General features: G+C 32.8%; 21 protein-coding genes. 3 read left to right on the top strand and 18 right to left on the bottom strand.

Annotated elements, in window-relative coordinates; translation table 11 throughout:
* Positions 1-177 precede the first annotated feature (177 nt).
* Positions 178-1101, top strand: coding sequence for a hypothetical protein (locus OF897_RS18750; protein ID WP_267267199.1), 924 nt, complete (start codon positions 178-180; stop codon positions 1099-1101).
* A gap of 75 nt (positions 1102-1176) precedes the next feature.
* Here OF897_RS18750 and OF897_RS18745 read toward each other — a convergent pair whose 3' ends face one another.
* The 10 genes from OF897_RS18745 to OF897_RS18700 form a co-directional block, all read right to left on the bottom strand.
* Positions 1177-1692, bottom strand: coding sequence for a hypothetical protein (locus tag OF897_RS18745; RefSeq protein ID WP_267267198.1), 516 nt, complete (start codon positions 1690-1692; stop codon positions 1177-1179).
* Positions 1693-1753: 61 nt separating this feature from the next.
* The gene (locus tag OF897_RS18740) at positions 1754-2281 is read right to left on the bottom strand and encodes a hypothetical protein (RefSeq protein ID WP_267267197.1); all 528 of its coding nucleotides are present in this window, start codon (positions 2279-2281) and stop codon (positions 1754-1756) included.
* 1 nt (position 2282) lies between these two features.
* Entirely contained in the window at positions 2283-3659 is a 1377-nt protein-coding gene (locus tag OF897_RS18735; protein ID WP_267267196.1) for a DUF4153 domain-containing protein, read from the bottom strand.
* A 49-nt stretch (positions 3660-3708) separates the two neighbouring features.
* Entirely contained in the window at positions 3709-4194 is a 486-nt protein-coding gene (locus tag OF897_RS18730; RefSeq protein WP_267267195.1) for a Coq4 family protein, read from the bottom strand.
* Positions 4195-4205: 11 nt separating this feature from the next.
* Complete coding sequence (locus OF897_RS18725) at positions 4206-4592, bottom strand: hypothetical protein (protein WP_267267194.1); 387 nt, start codon at positions 4590-4592, stop codon at positions 4206-4208.
* Positions 4593-4871: 279 nt separating this feature from the next.
* Positions 4872-5720 (bottom strand): metallophosphoesterase, encoded by an 849-nt coding sequence (locus OF897_RS18720; protein ID WP_267267193.1) that lies wholly within the window; start codon positions 5718-5720, stop codon positions 4872-4874.
* 139 nt (positions 5721-5859) lie between these two features.
* Positions 5860-6150, bottom strand: coding sequence for a hypothetical protein (locus OF897_RS18715; protein ID WP_267267192.1), 291 nt, complete (start codon positions 6148-6150; stop codon positions 5860-5862).
* A gap of 65 nt (positions 6151-6215) precedes the next feature.
* Positions 6216-6506 carry a winged helix-turn-helix domain-containing protein gene (locus tag OF897_RS18710; protein WP_267267191.1) on the bottom strand — a complete coding sequence of 97 codons (291 nt, stop codon included), beginning with the start codon at positions 6504-6506 and terminating at the stop codon, positions 6216-6218.
* Positions 6503-7021, bottom strand: a complete 519-nt coding sequence (locus tag OF897_RS18705; protein WP_267267190.1) for a hypothetical protein — start codon at positions 7019-7021, stop codon at positions 6503-6505. Before OF897_RS18705 ends, OF897_RS18710 begins: the two co-directional genes overlap by 4 nt.
* 3 nt (positions 7022-7024) lie before the next feature.
* Entirely contained in the window at positions 7025-7642 is a 618-nt protein-coding gene (locus OF897_RS18700; RefSeq protein WP_267267189.1) for a hypothetical protein, read from the bottom strand.
* Between the two features lie 100 nt (positions 7643-7742).
* Between OF897_RS18700 and OF897_RS18695 the strand changes: the two genes are divergently transcribed.
* Both OF897_RS18695 and OF897_RS18690 read left to right on the top strand, forming a co-directional pair.
* On the top strand, positions 7743-9344 hold the full coding sequence (locus tag OF897_RS18695) for a class I SAM-dependent methyltransferase (protein WP_267267188.1): 1602 nt from the start codon (positions 7743-7745) through the stop codon (positions 9342-9344).
* A gap of 173 nt (positions 9345-9517) precedes the next feature.
* Positions 9518-10000 (top strand): GNAT family N-acetyltransferase, encoded by a 483-nt coding sequence (locus OF897_RS18690; protein WP_267267187.1) that lies wholly within the window; start codon positions 9518-9520, stop codon positions 9998-10000.
* 96 nt (positions 10001-10096) lie between these two features.
* On the opposite strand, the gene OF897_RS18685 is transcribed toward OF897_RS18690, so the two are convergent.
* The 8 genes from OF897_RS18685 to OF897_RS18655 all read right to left on the bottom strand — a co-directional run bounded on the left by OF897_RS18685 (position 10097) and on the right by OF897_RS18655 (position 17610).
* Positions 10097-10834, bottom strand: a complete 738-nt coding sequence (locus OF897_RS18685; RefSeq protein WP_267267186.1) for a hypothetical protein — start codon at positions 10832-10834, stop codon at positions 10097-10099.
* A 127-nt stretch (positions 10835-10961) separates the two neighbouring features.
* Positions 10962-11726, bottom strand: a complete 765-nt coding sequence (locus tag OF897_RS18680; RefSeq protein WP_267267185.1) for an enoyl-CoA hydratase/isomerase family protein — start codon at positions 11724-11726, stop codon at positions 10962-10964.
* A 292-nt stretch (positions 11727-12018) separates the two neighbouring features.
* Positions 12019-12426 (bottom strand): hypothetical protein, encoded by a 408-nt coding sequence (locus OF897_RS21620; protein ID WP_323809079.1) that lies wholly within the window; start codon positions 12424-12426, stop codon positions 12019-12021.
* A gap of 36 nt (positions 12427-12462) precedes the next feature.
* On the bottom strand, positions 12463-12783 hold the full coding sequence (locus OF897_RS21615; RefSeq protein ID WP_323809078.1) for a class I SAM-dependent methyltransferase: 321 nt from the start codon (positions 12781-12783) through the stop codon (positions 12463-12465).
* A 27-nt stretch (positions 12784-12810) separates the two neighbouring features.
* The gene (locus OF897_RS18670) at positions 12811-13323 is read right to left on the bottom strand and encodes a uracil-DNA glycosylase family protein (RefSeq protein WP_267267184.1); all 513 of its coding nucleotides are present in this window, start codon (positions 13321-13323) and stop codon (positions 12811-12813) included.
* Between the two features lie 3 nt (positions 13324-13326).
* On the bottom strand, positions 13327-14061 hold the full coding sequence (locus OF897_RS18665; RefSeq protein WP_267267183.1) for a DUF4241 domain-containing protein: 735 nt from the start codon (positions 14059-14061) through the stop codon (positions 13327-13329).
* 141 nt (positions 14062-14202) lie between these two features.
* Positions 14203-16698, bottom strand: a complete 2496-nt coding sequence (paaZ, locus tag OF897_RS18660) for a phenylacetic acid degradation bifunctional protein PaaZ (protein ID WP_267267182.1) — start codon at positions 16696-16698, stop codon at positions 14203-14205.
* 81 nt (positions 16699-16779) lie between these two features.
* A complete protein-coding gene (locus OF897_RS18655; protein ID WP_267267181.1) occupies positions 16780-17610 on the bottom strand; it encodes an alpha/beta hydrolase in 831 nt (276 codons plus the stop codon).
* Positions 17611-17621: the final 11 nt, after the last annotated feature.

Here is a 17621-nt window from a genome sequence, read left to right as displayed (position 1 = left end):
ATTTGCTAAAAAATACCACAAAAAAATACCATAATAACCGTATAAATACGGAAACATACCACAATTAATAAAAAAAGAAGCAATTTTTTGAAGAGTTAATATTTTTTTTGTTTACCTTTAAGAACCAAATAAAAATAACAGACTATGAAAAATTGCTATCTTATTGTATTACTTTTTATGTTTTCACTCAACATAAATGCACAAGTGGGTATTAATACTAACGATCCCAAAGCTACACTTCATGTTCAAAAAAGAACTGAACTTACTTTTCCTGATGGAATTATCCCACCAAGAATATCCGGAGATTCATTAAGATTAAAAGAAACTGCCTATACTGTTGCACAAAATGGAGCGATTGTCTATGTAACTTCACCTGCCACTATTACAGGACCAAAAACGACAGGAGTATTAACAACGGGATTATTTATGTATGATGCATTTGCAGCAAACAGTAGTGGAACTGGTCTTTGGTTTAAACTTCCTACTACAGCCTCTCCACCTGTAGGCACAGGAGATGCGTATGCTGCTAGAATTAATCGTGGTTTAGCCCTTTTAGGTGTTAATTTAAACTTATTAGGTAGTGATGTGCAAATTATTCCTCTCCCAACAGCAACTAATATTACAGCTCCAACAGTTTTACCAGCTATCGATATAAGCGTAGATGTCTCGGGAATTGTTAATATAACTACAAATATAACTACTGGCCCTAATGGTCCAATTGATTCTTATTATACTGTTCCATCAACCGGTCTATATCACATTGATTACAGCTACAGAACTGGACAAGGATTAATGCTTGAAGTTCTTGGTGCAAATCGACCTGGACTTGTCATTACAAAATCTCCATCAGGAGGTGCAGCATCGACTGCAGTACCAATTGACTATCGCTATTTTGGAGGAATTAGTTTAGGAAATCTTACGGTTCCTATTATCAATGTAACAGTTGCGTTAGCAAATTTAGCTTTAACTCAAGGACAAATAAGTCATATTTATCAATTTACTGCAGGTGAAAGAATTAGATTTGGTGTTCTTCAGGGCGGTTTAGGACTGAGTGTATTAACAGATGCAACCGCTGAGCTTGCCATCTACAAAATCAGGTAACACAAATTCATCATATTAAAAAAAGCTTTCTTAAAATTTAAGAAAGCTTTTGGTGATTTTTAAAACAGATATATTTTATCTCTGAGGAACACTGCTAAAATTCAGTGCTACTTTTAAGTTCATATCAGAACTTGTTTGATTTTTAAGTTCATAAACCGTTCGTACATTTAAGCCCGAACTTTTTACTACACTATCAAGAAAACCCGTATCATTATTTAAATCTAAATTTAAACTCGACGAATTCGTATCAATGGAAGTTCTTGATGCAACCAGCTTTTCGCTTGTTCCGTTTGATGAAATATAAATCTTTACTGATTTTAAAGCACTCAAATTTCCGCCAGTTGGTGAAACTACAGAAATTTTAGCATCAGAAATTCTTACATCTTTAATTTGAGCATTGTTATTTCCGCCAACCCAAGTTTGCACATTTGATGCAGTTGCAGTTGAGGAAACTTCTTTATCTGTTGGAACTCCCGTTGAAACCAAAACATTGGTTGTGTAAGGAAATGTATTCTGAACAATCGACTGTACCGCTCCACAACTTACCAAAGCCATGGAAGATATTATTGCTAATGAAAATATATTTTTCATAATTGATTATTTAATGATGATTAAATTTTAGAAAATTACATTTGCACAAATTATACCAATTCTACTCTACTCTAACAGAAAACTCACCAGTAAGATCTCCATCTGCCATTAAATTCTTACCGATAATCAACCAAACTTCGCCACTTTTGGGAATTTTATAAGAGATTTCTCTTCCAAAAGGACCATCATATTTCCCATCCGGAGTTTTTATCTGATTAAATCTGATGTTCATATTATTATTTTTAGGTAAAACTGAAGCTTTCAAGTCCGTTTTTTCGTAATTCCTAATTTTCAAAATGAGTTTTTGATTTTTATCTGTAAACTTTTCATCGATTAATAAAGGAAGCTTTTCACCATCAACAACTTTTATAATTTCTCCATTTTTCACTTCTGTTGCTTCATCTTTATTATCAATCTTACTGTTTTTCGAAGAATCTTTTTTTATTTCTATATTTTGCGAATCAATTTTTGATGCATTTGCAGACTGTTCGGAAACAATAATTGAATCTGTTTTGGTTTCTGTTGCTGGAACTTCTTTTTTACAAGAAATTACAAGTAAAGGAATTAAAGCAAAAGCAATTTTTTTCATTTTATTTAGTTTGAATTGTTTCATAATAAAGGATTTTAGATAAAACTGTTGATGATTTTTCAGCTTTTATTTGTTCTAAAACTTCTTTTTTCAGTTCTAAATCTTTCTTTTCTTCAGCATATTTTAAAAGATATTTTTCGCTGAACCAGATTGATTTCAGATGATAATTGACTGCAAAATCAGAACGTTTCATGTTTTGGGAAGTGATAATTCCGCCCCAATTGATGTAACTGCATACTAAAACCATTCCATAAAAAAACCAGCTCATTGAGTTGAAAAGGAACGCATTTTTCTTTTTGTACTGAATTTTAATGAACGTAAGAATCAGACCAATTAAAGATAAAAGCAGGAAAGCATAAACACCAAGTCTTTTGTAAGTAAAACCATAATTGGTAATATATTCTGTGTTTTTCAGCATCGCAGAAATAATCAAAACTGCATTCAGAAACAACCAAATTTTAGCAACTGTTTTTAATACGCCAGCTTTAGAATCGAAATTAAAAGTTGATTTAAAATAAAACATAATCACCATAATCGCCATTATAATTGACATGATGACAGCGTTTACTCTTTCGTGGGTTTCTTCAGAAAGTTGATTCGGACTTTTAATGACTTCGTAAAACTGTTCGTAATTGTAAGTAATAATAAAGAATATCAACAATACATTTAAACAAACAAGTGAAATCACGCCACCCATTCTTTCTGAATCTAAATCTAAGAAAGAGAAGGTCTGCTTTTGGATTTTGCTTTCAGTTTTAAATTCATTATCTAAAACATGATTCTGCTGATAAATTTGTTTTTCAACCACAAAATTGAAGAAATTAAAGGCTATAAAAAATCCTAAAGCACCAAGACATAAAATCTGCCAAAGGTTTATATCCAATTCAAAATCATTGAATACGTTTGCAAAATGATCACTTCCCGTTGCATAAATTCCAAAAAATACAGCAACAAATAAGAAAGGAATTAAAATAAAGGCAACCATTTTTTTCCAAAAGCCAGAGTTTTCTGTTTTCGGAAACCATTCATTAAAACTGAAAACACGACAGATAAACGTAAAAATATTTACCACAAAAACAGGAACGAGGAAAAGACTTTTTAATCTTCGATTCTTTGACCGGAAAGAAAGCAGCAAAAGCGAAATCGTTAATGCCAAAAACGAACTGATATCGCCGAACCAAGCAAATGCAATGCTCGACAAAATACCTGTTGCGAAAAGCAGAAGAAAAGTTTTGCTGCGATTTTTTTCCGGGGTTTTAAAAAGCGTTAAAACTGAGTACAAAACGCCTAAAATACCAAGATTTAAACCTACATTTTCATTATAAAATAAAATGATAAATGCGATGGTGCTGAGAAATATATAGTGATGTGTTTTCATTTTAGTTGATAGGTTTTAGTTGATAGTTGATGGAAATAAATTATTAAAGTCAGTAAAATACCGGAGTTTCTTTTTGTTTGATAAAATCTTTTAGACTCTCGAGATTTTGCCATAAAAGTTCTTCAAAATTCCAGTGATGGAAAGTTTTCATTTGTTGACCTTTTTTGAAAGCCTGTAAATAGTTTTTTAAATATTCCGGAAAAACGATTGTGCCTAAAGCAAGAACACCAAGAAGATAAGCGCTGCGTTTGCCGTTTCCGAAAAGAAGATACTGCATTGCAATTTCATCCTGAATATTGGTACTGCAATCGGTAATCAGGTGATAAACATCGTGATTTTCCATCTTCGGAATCATTCTGAAACCATGATTTTTGTAAAATTCCCCTAAAGTTCGTCCCAAAGAATCTTGTTTAAAACTCAACAGTTGATCTTCATTGAACTGCCACTGTCTTTTTTTCTTTTTAAAATATTTTCTGTACTGTTTTTGGGAATTTTCGTACATGAAAATAATAAATTTTGTGCGTAGTTTTTTCATAGTTGATGTATTTAATAAAATTCTAAAAAGTAGGATATGAAAAGCCAAAGTGGAGCTAAAAATGGTAATGAAACAGAAAACCAAAAACCAAGATTGAATAGATTTTCTCGAAAGTCATCGGTATTTTCTTTATTGTGATTAAGATTTTCCGCAACACCTAAAGAGTATAATAAATTTGCGAAAACAATCATTATTAAATATCCTATTCCTTGAAAAACAATAGTAAATAATGTAATTTCAAAACCTTCATCATAAGGCATAATAAGATTTATTCCAACAATCACATAAAGAACAAATGCGATAATTCCTGAGATAAACAATCCTAAATTATAGAGGTATCTTTTGTCATTCCACCATTCTCTAATTTGAGATTCTGTAAGATTTGATTTTTTTTCCATTATTAAGACATTAAAATAATTATGTAGAAAACAAATAAAATTGGAAAATTGAAAAAAAGTAGAATTGCTGAGTTTTTAAATTCTGTTTTATTTTCTGGAAATACATAATAAAAAACAAAGAGAAGTACTATTGAAAAGAGATTTACAACTAAATTGATTGCAGATAAAAAAAGTAGACTGTATACTAGTTCATCCTGCGTTTTAAATACAATTAATAATATAATTAACAACCCAATCAACCAACTGATGCAGAAATAAATTAATGCAACATTATTTAGTTCAAATTTTTTCATCTCGACAAAGCTCAAAAACCGTAATTTCCGGACGCACCATAAAACGTACCTGAAAAGAATGACCTAAAGCACGGTTGATGTACAACATTCTTCCGTCTTCCAAATCAATTTCTCCAGAAACATATTTTCTGTTTTCCACCGGAAGAATCGGTGTAATTACTCCCGGAATTCTGCATTGTCCGCCGTGAGTATGACCGCTTAAAATCCAGCCTTGATAACCGTTCCAAACATCTTTATCACAGACATCGGGATTGTGACAAAGCACAAGATTGGCTTTTTTGGGATTGTAATCTTTCATCACTTTCATCGGATCAAAATTGGGCGACCACAAATCATCAAAACCGATAATATTTAAACCGTGAGATTCTGTCTGTTGATTTTTAAGCATTGTCACCCCATTATTTTCCAGAATGCGACAAATCTCTTCTGAAGAACCGAGATCTTTCCAGTTTTCTCCATAGTCGTGATTTCCCATGATGCCGAAAGTTCCCAATGTTCCGAAAACACCTTTTTGGATTACTTTTTCTAAATTTTCATGATCTTCGGAAGTTCCATGATTGACATAATCACCCGTATAAACCACAAAATCAGGTTTAAATTCTTGAGCTTTTTCGAAAGATTCTATGAGGAAATTCCAGTCGAATCTGTTTCCTACGTGTAAATCTGAAATCTGCATTAAAATCTTTCCTTCTAAATGTTCAGGTAAATTTTTAATGGGAAGTTTCCTTTGTACAAATTCCACCCAAAAAGGCTCAATCTGCCATGAATAAAGAAAAGGTAAAGCTCCAACTGCGGAAACCTGTAAAAGTCTCTTGAGAAATTTTTTCCTTGTCATATTTAAATTTAATTATCTGTAATAATTTTAAACTTTAGCTGATTTAACAGATTACACAGATTTTTTGAAGTATTGGAGTCTGCAAAATCAGCTTTATCTGCGTGAGAATTATTTAGTTTGAATTATAAAAAACATGATATTAACTTCCTGCGAATGGAGTTCCGAAAATTCCAACAGCCAGCTCCATCCAAACCAAAATGAGAATGGCTACAATCAAAAGACTGATTAAGATTTTATAATTCCTGTTTTTTACTACAGTTCTTACTAAGCTTATTAAGCCTGCAGTTCCGAAAAGTAAAATTCCCGCTACGATAAAGTCAGATCCTGACCAGTTCCAACCTTCTACGAAAAGATTTCCTAAAAATGCTGTTGCCAATAAAAGCGCAGGAACAGCAAAAATTGCCAATGTTGTTTGTTTTTGTGTCATCATTATTTCTAATTTTAATTTATAAAGTACTTTGTATTTCAAAGTTAATTTGCAAAAAAATATAGTCTTTATCTTCCTATTAATTTTTCAAGAGCATTCAAATGTTCCGTAAAAGCAGTTCTTCCGTTTTGAGTTACTCGATAAGAAGTCTTGGGCTTTTTACCCACAAATTCTTTTTTAACTTCAATATAATTCGCTTTTTCTAAAGCATTACTGTGACTTGCCATGTTTCCGTCTGTAATTTCCAATAGGCTTTTCATTTCAGAAAAATCAACCCAGTCGTTTACCATAAGAACGGACATAATCCCCAATCTTACACGGCTTTCGAATTCTTTATTGAGTTGACTGATGTTAATCACTTTAATTTTATTTTACTTATTTTGAAATAATCATATAATGCAGGGTCGACCGCAATTATCTCATTTGTTTTTCTATTTTCAATCACAACGAAATCATGATCTTTAAAAAACTTTGTCTTAAAAAGTGGATGAATATTATACCCTAAAAAATAAATTTCTCCTACTTTATGTTCTGCCCTCCATTCATTATTTAAACTTTCTGAATAAAATTTATTATCAATTGAAGCAGCCAAAAAAGCCGAATATCCAATGCAATTTGCTTTTTTTGATTCCAAAAGTTTGTTCGGATCACTATCACATTTATTAAATGTAAAGCTCAATAAAGATGATGTTACATTTAATTCATCATGAATAATATCTTCTACACTTTTTAAATTTTTATTTGATACTTTCTGTTCTAGCTTTAAAACTTTTCTTTCGTCAATTATTTTATATGAAAAGAAGAAATTAAATAAAAAACTTCTACTCAATATAATTAAAAGTATAACTACAAGAAAAGTATAAAACTTTTTCATTGTTTATTTATACTTCTTATGCATAATCAATCCATACACAATATGCAAAACACCGAAACCGAAAGTCCAAGCGACTAAACCCCATCCTAAAAAGAATAAAGAAATCAATCCTAAACCAATCTGGCAAAATCCTAAATATTTTACATCTGTCAAAGTATATCTTTCTGCATTTACCAAAGCCAATCCATAGAAAATCAATGTAACTGGAGCGACCAATGAAAATAGATGATGATATAAAAGTCCTAAACAAACAAATCCTCCCGTCACCAAAGGGATTGCAAAGGTAAACAAAAGTCTTTTGGTTGTCGCATCCCAAATTTTCAGACCTTTTTTTCTGCTTTTATTAGCTGTGAAAAAATATCCACTTAAAACGGCAACAATCAGAATTACAGTTCCGGTAATGACCAATTCATTGACCATACTTTTACTGAAACTGATTCTGTCACCATCAAAATAATTCAGTCCTTCTCTTTCAAAAATAAAACAGACATACCCCATTCCAATAATTGCAGCTAAACCAGCAACAACTCCGGATAATCCACTTAATGAAATAAATCTTGAAGAACGCTCCATCATGGAACGAATGTGTGATAAGTCTTCGTGATAGTTTTTTGATTCCATATAAAAGAACTTTGAATTACAAAGTTATATTTAATTTTTAAATGTCAAAACTTTTTTCAAACTATTTGTTCAAATTGTTAACTTTAGAAAAAACATAGTTATGGATAAAGAGATTCTGCGCTCAGAAATTTTCAGACATTTGGATGGCGTTGTCACTGCGCCAATTGTCACTTCTCTCGTGAAAAATGAAATTATTTCATTCATCATACAAAGAGAATATATATATTTAAATGAGCTATCAGAAAATTTTAAAGCGAATGAAGGCTATCTCAATGTAGCAATTCGTGCATTAGCATCACAGGATTTTCTCAACTATGAAGTAGATAATGAAAATGATACTATCACGATTTCAGTGAATGGGAAAGCACAATTTCTTCAGAAATACAGTCTGCTCTATCTAAAAGTTATTCCTTTTTTAAAACTTTCTACCAATATTAAGAATCAAATCAACGAAGCTAATTTTATCAAAGAATTTAAGCAACTCAGTGATTCCGTTAAAAATAATTTTGGAATCCAGCTTTCTGATTCTGACGAAGAAAAAGATGTTCAGATCCAAATTTTAAAACACATCGAAGGTTGTGTTATCGGACCGATCATTGTTTATCTCGGAATGACAGGAATGTTTCACAAATATTTTATGGAAACATCTTTTCAAGCAGCAGAATTTCATAAAAACTCAGAGAATTTCGAAGTTATTTTAGATTTTATGACCCATTTAGGTTGGTTCAAAAAATCGAATGACAATTATAAATTTACCGAAACAGGAATTTATTTTGCAAAAAGAGCAGCTTCGTATGGCGTTACCGTTTCTTATCTTCCCTTACTGAATAAAATGGATGATCTTTTATTTGGAAATGCCTCAAAAATCAGAGAAATTGCGGAAGGAGAAGACGAAATTCACGTTGATCGTGCAATGAATGTTTGGGGAAGTGGCGGTTCTCATGCAAATTATTTCAAGGTTGCCAATGATTTTATTATTGAGATTTTTAATCAGCCAATCCATTTACAACCAAAAGGAGTTCTTGATATGGGATGCGGAAACGGCGCTTTTATCCAACACATTTTTGAAACCATCGAAAGACATACACTCCGTGGAAAAATGCTTGAAGAACATCCTCTTTTCTTAGTCGGTGCAGATTATAACCAAGCTGCCTTGAAAGTTACACGAGCTAACCTCATCAACAACGATATTTGGGCAAAAGTAATTTGGGGCGACATTGGAAATCCTAAGCAATTGGCGGAAGATTTAAAAGAAAACTATGAAATTGATCTCTCAGATTTGTTAAATATCAGAACTTTTCTCGATCACAACCGAGTTTGGAAAGCTCCTGAAAACAATCATCCCGAAAGAACTAGTACTTCAACAGGAGCATTTGCTTATCGTGGAAAAAGACTTCAAAATAATCTTGTAGAAGAAAGTTTGAAAGAACATCTTGAACTTTGGTTACCTTACATTCGAAAAAATGGACTTCTAATTATTGAACTTCATGCTTTAGACTCAAAACTTACGGCTAAAAATTTAGGAAAAACTCCGGCAACAGCTTATGAAGCAACGCATGGTTTTTCAGATCAATATATTTTAGAAGTCGATGTTTTTAAAAAGATTTGCCTTGAAGCGGGTTTGAAAACCGACAAAGATTTATTCAGGAAATTCCCGAATTCTGAACTTGCAACGGTTTCCATTAATTTATTGAAAAGTTAGAATACTAATGAAGCTCATACAAATTTTTAGGATTAAGCAGATTTCATTTTACTGTTTTATATCTGCTAAATTTGCATAATCAGTAAGAAAATAATTATTTAGAAGAACGAAAATGACATTTGAAACGATACAAACAGAACGTTTATTAATTAAAAAAACTTGACTCACAAATAATGAACGAAATTTTTGAGTTGAATAACGATGACGAAATCAAGACAATATTAGGTGTTACTGATGAGGAGTTTATCCGTCAGAAAAAAATCCATCAAAAAGGTTATGAATCTTACAATCAAAAGATGCTGAATTTTCAAATTGTGGAAAAAGAAAGCAACGCCATTATCGGAAATTGTGGATTTCACTCCTGGAATCCGCAACATCATCGTGCAGAAGTGGGTTATGCTTTAAATTCTGATGAGTTTAAAAATAAAGGATTCATGAAAGAAGCTCTCCAAAAAGTGATTGAGTATGGTTTTCAGGAACTGGATTTGAACAGAATTGAAGCTTTAATTGACGAAAATAATACGCCTTCAAAAAAGCTGCTACATCATTTTGGCTTTACCAGAGAAGGAAATCTTCGTGGACATTATTTGGTTGATGGAGTTTTCGAAGATTCAGTTTTATATTCTTTGCTAAAATCAGAATATAAAATAGTTTAGCAGTTGATTAAATCTAATTTTTTGAAAACAATTCTCTAAAAAATAAAACCATTCTGAACTTCAGAATGGTTTTTTGTGATTTGGTTTTAATTATTTTTAGTTTTTAAGTTTAGTTCCTGAAATTTCAAATGGCATACTTACTCTTTGTCCGCCATCATCCAAGTTTACCCATGTGGAATTGGAAACTACAAACTGCTGTGCATTATTTATTTTGGCTGCATCATGAGGAAACTGAGGATAGAAATGAGTTCCTGTAGAAGTTTTTGACCCCCATTTTATCCAATAAGTACCTGAAGACAAATTAAGATCGGGTGCATTTATTTTCATTTTATAAATTTTTCTGGTCGTATTATCCGGTTGTCCCTGCAATATTCTGTACCATTTGGTTTCTTCTGCAGACCCATATCGATTGGTAGTCATATCTCCATACACCTTCACGGCACCCGCAATTGAAGGGTCAGAAGAATATATTTCAAAATAAAATTCACTTACCGGAAATGTAGTTCCTGAAAAACCTGTTTGATAGGCATAGAAATAGAAGTTCTGTATATTCCATTTTTCACCTGAAGGTACCTGAAAATCGTCTGCGAGCATACGGTCAGTAATCGTTCCGTTAAGTCCCCAAGTACTTTGAGGCGCTTTTACTTCACTCCAAGTATATCCTGCAGGTACAGCAGTTCCTGCGACAGAAGTAGTTCCTGTACTCATCCCTGTCACAGCGCTATAAGTAAACGCTTCTGGTTGTGGGGCAATTTGTTCATCATCGTCATTGTTACTACAGCTTAAAGCTAAAGTTGCAACAGAAAATAGTGCTAAAAAAAATCTTGCTTTCATAATATTTAGGTTTTATAAATTATTTGATTACAAAACTACATCCGAAGAAAGCCATATTTTAAAGGAAAAACACCCTTTTTAAAAAGGGTGTTTTCATGTTTTTTTCGATAAATTAAATTGAGTTAGCTTATTTAGCTCTTAATCTTTCTTTAATTGCTTCTATATTTTTCTTTGCAGAATCTTCCAAAATCAAACTTGCACTCATGTGAATTCTTGCAGGCATTAATTCGTTAAAATGCTCTGTTCCTTCCCAAGAAACTTTTTTAATTAAAGCTAAAGCGTCTTCGCTTCTTGAAGAAAGAGTTATCATAAATTTCTCCAATTTAGAATCCATTTCTGCAACGGTTTCTGAAACCGAATGATAAATATTGTGCTGTTCTGCCCATTCTGCTGATCTGAAATCTGCATCAATTGCCATTGCTGAAAACTGAGATTTCCCAATTTTTCGTTCTACATAAGGACCAATTACAAACGGACCGATTCCTAAATTAATTTCCGTTAAAGCTAAAGCAGAATCTTTAGTTGCAAAACAATAATCTGCTCCACAAGCCAAACCAACTCCACCACCGGTTGTTTTTCCCTGAACTCTTACAACAACAATTTTACCGCAATTTCTCATTGCATTTAAAACTTTAGCAAAACCTCCGAAAAATTTTGTGGATGCTTCCAATTCTTCAATAGCTAAAAGTTCATCAAAACTTGCTCCTGCACAGAAAGCTTTTTCACCTTCACTTTTTACAAGAATCGCTTTTACTTCGCTTTTTGCTCCTTCTTCAAGAATAGTCTGAGCCAATTTTTCAAGAATTGCTCCCGGAAGAGCGTTACTTTTTGCAGTTCCGAAAGTTATTTCGGCAATATTATTTTTAATTTCTGATGTTACGAAATCGCTCATTAGTTGTCTGATATTGATTTAAACAAAAATACTAACAATTGTTCGGTTAAAAAATTTAATGCAAAAAAAATCTATACTAAAATCTCAATCCGTATAAATACAGATATGAATATTGGGTATTTATACTCTGTTATGTTCTACCAAAAATCTGTTATTTTGTGACAGATAAAAGAAGTATTAAGCTAATTCCCATGAAAACTTTTATTAAACACTAAATGTTTTCAAAAAACGATTCTAGGCATAAATGAAAATTCCCCAACAAAGGGGAATTTATTTTTAAAGAAAGTTTAAACTATTTCCTTCCGTACATCAAAATCCTTTTGAAAGCATAAATAGTAGGAAACTTTCCAAATTTCTCTTCAATTCTTTTTTTATATTCAGTTATAAATTTCTCCTGATTATCTTCATCCAATATTTCCAAATATGGAATCAAAGCCGAACCAGAGATAAACTGAAATAATTTTTCAGCATCATCGGCAATAATCGGATAAACTTTCATAGAGATATTTAAATCTTTTAAACCTGCATCAAACATCATTTTCGCATACTCATCCAAACTTAAAACCGGAGAAACTCTGTTCCAACTTTGAAGCTGAGTTTTGTATGGTTCTTCCGAAGCCAGCTGAAATAAAATCTGATTGAGAATATTTTCAGACTGAACCGGCATTTGTACTGCAAACTGACAATTTTCACTTAGCAATGAAAGCAGTTTTGGGAATAATTCCTCATGATTATCTTACCATTGTAAAGCAGCATTGCTGAATATCAAATCCCATTTTTCATCTGAATCATACAATTCTTCAATTGTTTTTTGCTTAAAACTCAGTCTTTCATTTTCAAAACCAGAAGATTTATCAAGCATTTCTACTGAAGAATCAATTCCTAAAAAATTGGTATCTGTAAATTTTTCTGACAAAATATGAGTTTGTTCGCCCGTTCCACAACCAATGTCGATTGCTTTTTTTAAGCCATCAGATGAAATATTTTCAATTAAATCAAAAAATGGTTGATAACAGATGTTTTTAAATTGATTGTAGACTTCAGGATTCCAAGGCATAATATTTTAGGTTTATTTAAATGAAAATTATTTGTTTTTCAACGCTAATATGTACTTATCAATATACAAATCTTTTTCTTTGGATTTATATTGCTGAATGTATCTTGGATGTTCTAAAACTGTCATTTTTTCAAAAAGATTGACTTCCTGATTTATTTTTGAAATAAATTCCGCATTCTTTTTGCCTAAAATAAATTCTTCTGCACCGCCATAGTTTGCAATCATATCGTAAATGAAAACAGAGGAAATTTCATGAGTGTAAGCAGATTCCATTTTAATTCCACAAATGCTTTCGAGACGTTTTGTATCGGTAAAAGGAACTCCCGTAATTCCTGCTCCGTGACGGCTTGGATTAATTCCAATTAAAAATTTGCGCTGATTTGAATCATTATAATATTTATGATAAAACTTTTCCATGACAATCATCGTTTCAGGATTGTCTAAATATGGATTTAAAACCTGGAAATCACTGGGAAGATTTCCGTCATATTTTAAATTTTGATTGAATGCAACAACTTGGTCGGCGAAAGTTTTATTCATATATTATTCTGCATCTTCTTCGTCACCTTCTTCACTTAGAGCCAATTCAATATCAATAAACTGAATATATAAACCACAAATATTCTCATTAGCATCATATCCAAAATATACAGGATATTCCCCATCACCAAAACCACTGGCAAACATCGGAATCTGATAAGTTGTGTTTGGCACTTTCCAATTGATCCAATCTCCTGCATCTCTCTGGTTGTTTGGATTATCTTTATAACTTTGTGCAAAAATTTCAGCAAAATAATCATCGTAAAGATTATCAACATCGGCTTCATCCACAAATTTATCTACGAAAGGAAGAACTTCTGCATCGGTAATGCAACCCAAACCGGCATCTACTCCAAAACCAAAGAAATCGTCTTCGGTTACGCCTTCCAATTCTTCAATTCCCACTAAAGCTTCTCTGTAAACAAGAGGTTTTTCTTTGGTAAATTCAACTTTTACAACGGCATATCGGTCGCCCCAATCTTCGGATTTCACAACAGCAATTGTCACAGGGAAATTTCCTTTCGGAGCCTGAACAAAGTAAGGAGATTGGTTTGCATTCAGATAAACCAGCGGATCTCTTACCACCACTTTTCCTGAAGGAAGAGAAACATTCCCAATTTCCATAACTTCCATTTTCTCTCCAGCGATTTCTTCAGAAATAAAATATGATTCCAAATCTGTCGGACAAATAAGAATATCTTTTACCTCTACATATTTCTGTTGCCAATTTTTTTCCATGATAAATATTTTGAATTGATTTTAAGTTTGAAATTAAGGAATAAAAATTAGGATGTGAAATGCAAAAAGGAGTTTAACAAAAGATTATAAAAAAACAGTGCAACAAAATCGTTACACTGTTTTTTTTATTGTTACATTGAATTAAATCAATCCAAACTGCTCAAAATGATGCGTAAAATGCTTTCTTTGGAACAATTCCATCATCTCTTTGTTCAAATGTCCGAATCTCGGATTGTAATGTTCCACAAAAGGATTTTCTTTAAAATAAACAGTAAACTCTTTTAGTGTTTCTATTAACTGAGTTTTAGCTGCATCCAGATTTTTATTTTTATTCTGAGGAACTTCACCTTCTTTCCATAAAGGATATTTTGCTCCTGGACGAATTTTCTGATCAGTGTACAACCAATCTTGAAGCTTTTCTAACTTATCTGCAGGAATCTCAGGGAAATCTTCCGGCTTCAAATCACCAAAACCATTTCTCAAGACTTCTTCTAAATGCTCAACCATCAATTGCGGAGTAAAATCTCCAAAAACAGGTTGAGTTTTTTCAGTCAAACCATTTAATTTTTTCTGAATGTTCTGAATTTTAAAATCAATAAAAGGAGAATGTTTAGCTACCAAAGTCAAAATGGTTGCCACACAAACTACCTCATCTCTTTGATTCACCACTTCAACTAACCATTTTACAACGCCTGAAGGAATATTTCTTCCTTTTACACCTCTGTTGATTTTTTCTTTTGCTGTTAAATAAACGGTAATTGTATCTCCTGCGTAAACAGGTTTGAAGAACGAACAGTTTTCTAATCCGTAATTCGCAATAACAGGTCCTTTTTTACCTGAAACAAACAATCCAGCTGCTGCAGAAAGGATAAAATATCCGTGAGCCACGGTTTTGTCAAAAATAGTTCCTGTCAAGCTCGTTGCATCCGTATGTGCGTAGAAATGATCCCAGGAAACATTAGAGAAATTCACGATATCTGCGTCAGTTACTGTTCTTCCTGCTGTTTCAAGAGAGTCTCCCACCTCAACTTCCTCAAAATATTTCTGGAAAGGATGTTTGTCTGCATATTTTTTCTCTGCTCCCTGCTGATATACTTTCGTAATCGCCGTCAAAATATCCGGAGAACCTTGAATTGCTGTTTTTTGAAGGAAGAAATGAAGACCATTCAATCCACCCATTTCTTCGCCTCCTCCTGCTCTACCAGGACCTCCGTGCATCAAAGTCGGAAGTGGAGAACCGTGACCTGTACTTTCTTTTGCATTATCTCTGTTTAACACGAAAATTCTACCGTGCTGAGAAGCCATTTTCCAAGAAGTCTCTGCTACGAATTTCTCATCGTAAGAAACAATTGAACCTACCAAACTTCCTTTTCCTCTTTTTGCCAACGCTGCAGCTTCTTCTGCATCTTTGTAAGGCATTAATGTAGAAACCGGACCAAAAGCTTCGACATCGTGAGAGATATTTTTAGTGAAAGGAGAATCATTTAAGAATAACTTAGGACTCATAAATGCTCCATTTTCATAGTCTGCATCTACAAGTTCATGCTTACCATCGTAAACAAGTTCGTTTTCAGATTTTAAGATATTTATTTTTCTAAGAACTTCGTCATATTGTTGTTTTCCAACCAAAGAACCCATTCTTGTATCTCTGCTTAACGGATTTCCTATTTTAGTTTGATCTAAAGCTTTAGACAAAGCATTTTGAACATCTCCAATTAAGGTTTCAGGAACAATAATTCTTCTGATCGCTGTACATTTCTGACCTGCCTTTGTCGTCATTTCTGTACGAACTTCTTTAATGAACAAATCAAATTCCGGAGTGCCCGGTTTTGCATCCAATCCAAGAATTGAACAATTCAATGAATCTGCTTCCATATTGAAACGAACAGAATTTCCTGAAACAGAAGGCAAAGCTTTTAATTTTCTACCTGTTGTTGCAGAACCTGTGAACAATACAGAATCTCCATCCTGAACGTAATCCAGAATATTTCCCGGTTCACCACAAACCAATTGAAGCGCTCCTTCAGGAAGAACTCCACTTTCGATCATATCCTGAAAAACTGCATTCGTCAAATAAGAACCAAAAGGAGAAGGCTTAACAATGGATGGAACACCCGCCAACAATGAAGTAGATAATTTCTCCAACATTCCCCAAACAGGAAAGTTATAAGCGTTTATCTGCACAGAAACACCTTCACTCGGCGTCAAAATATGAGCTCCCAAGAAAGTTCCGTTCGCAGAAATTTTCTGAGTTTCACCATCTACCCAAAAAGGAGTATTCGGAAGCATTCTTTTTGCCAAACCTGAATAGGTGAAGAAAGTACCAAAACCACCTTCAATATCTACCCAAGAATCTGCGTGTGTTGCTCCTGTTTTATATGATAATTCGTAATATTTTTTCTTTCTTTCTAAAAGGTAAAGCGCTACTTTTTTCAACATTTCTCCACGATCGTAGAACGTCATGGATGAAAGGTTTTTGTAACCTACTGTTCTTCCGTAATCAAGAGCCTGCTCAAAATTCAGACCTTCAGTATCCGAGACAGCAACTTGCTCTCCAGTTACAGCGTTGTACAAAGGAATTCCGTTTCCATTTCCTTCGACCCATTCGCCGTAGATATAGTTTTTTAACTTTTCCATATAGTATTTAGTTTAACAATGTATCAATTTAACAGTTTACCAATAATTGTTACGCTGATAAATTTTTAGATTGTTATATTTTTAATTTTTCGGTTCTTGATACGGAAACAATTTCACTAAACCTTCGTACAAACTTCTGTGAAGAATGGTTGCATGATTGTCTGTTTCCATCATTTTATATTCTACCGTCCAGTTTTTCTTGTTTGATTTTTTCAGAACATCGTAGAAAGCTTCAGCATCTTTTACCATTACCGGATGCTCGCCTTTTCCGACAGAAACATAAATAAATTTCTTTGTATCCGGAATTTTAGCTAACAATTGAGGAGCCTGTTTCAAAAGACTTTGATCATCCCACCATAAACTCGGACTGATGATAAAATAGTTATTAAACATTTCAGGTTTTTTCAACAAAATTTCTGTTGCTAAAAGTCCGCCCAAAGATTGTCCGAATAAATATTTATCAGTTGTCTTAAACTGACTTTCGATATAAGGTTTTAACTCTTTTTCCAAAAAACTAATGAATTTATCAGAATGTCCTGTTGTAGGATAATCTTTCTGTAAATCTTTTAAATCGGTGTGAAATGTGAAATCTCTTTTACGGTCAATATTGGCAATTCCCACCACAATAGTTTCCGGCATTGAATACATTTGATTAAAGAACTGAATCAATCCTGTAACGTGAATAAAATCTTCATTCATACTTCCATCCAGAAGATAGATGATCGGGTAAGATCTTGTTTTGTCGAAATTTTGTGGAAGATAAATGTTCAGAACTCTATCTTCATTTAAGATCTTAGACTTTATGGTTCTGATTTCTCCAATAGTCAATGGTTTTACATTTTTAGTCTGAGCGAAGGTCAGAGATTGAAATGCAAGCAGAATACTGCAGAAAATGAGAAGTTTTTTTAACATATTTAATTTTA

The sequence above is a fragment of the Chryseobacterium formosum genome (genome assembly GCF_026460885.1).
In the GTDB taxonomy this organism is placed as follows: Bacteria; Bacteroidota; Bacteroidia; order Flavobacteriales; family Weeksellaceae; genus Chryseobacterium; species Chryseobacterium formosus.
This window is presented reverse-complemented; position numbering and strand designations above follow the sequence as displayed.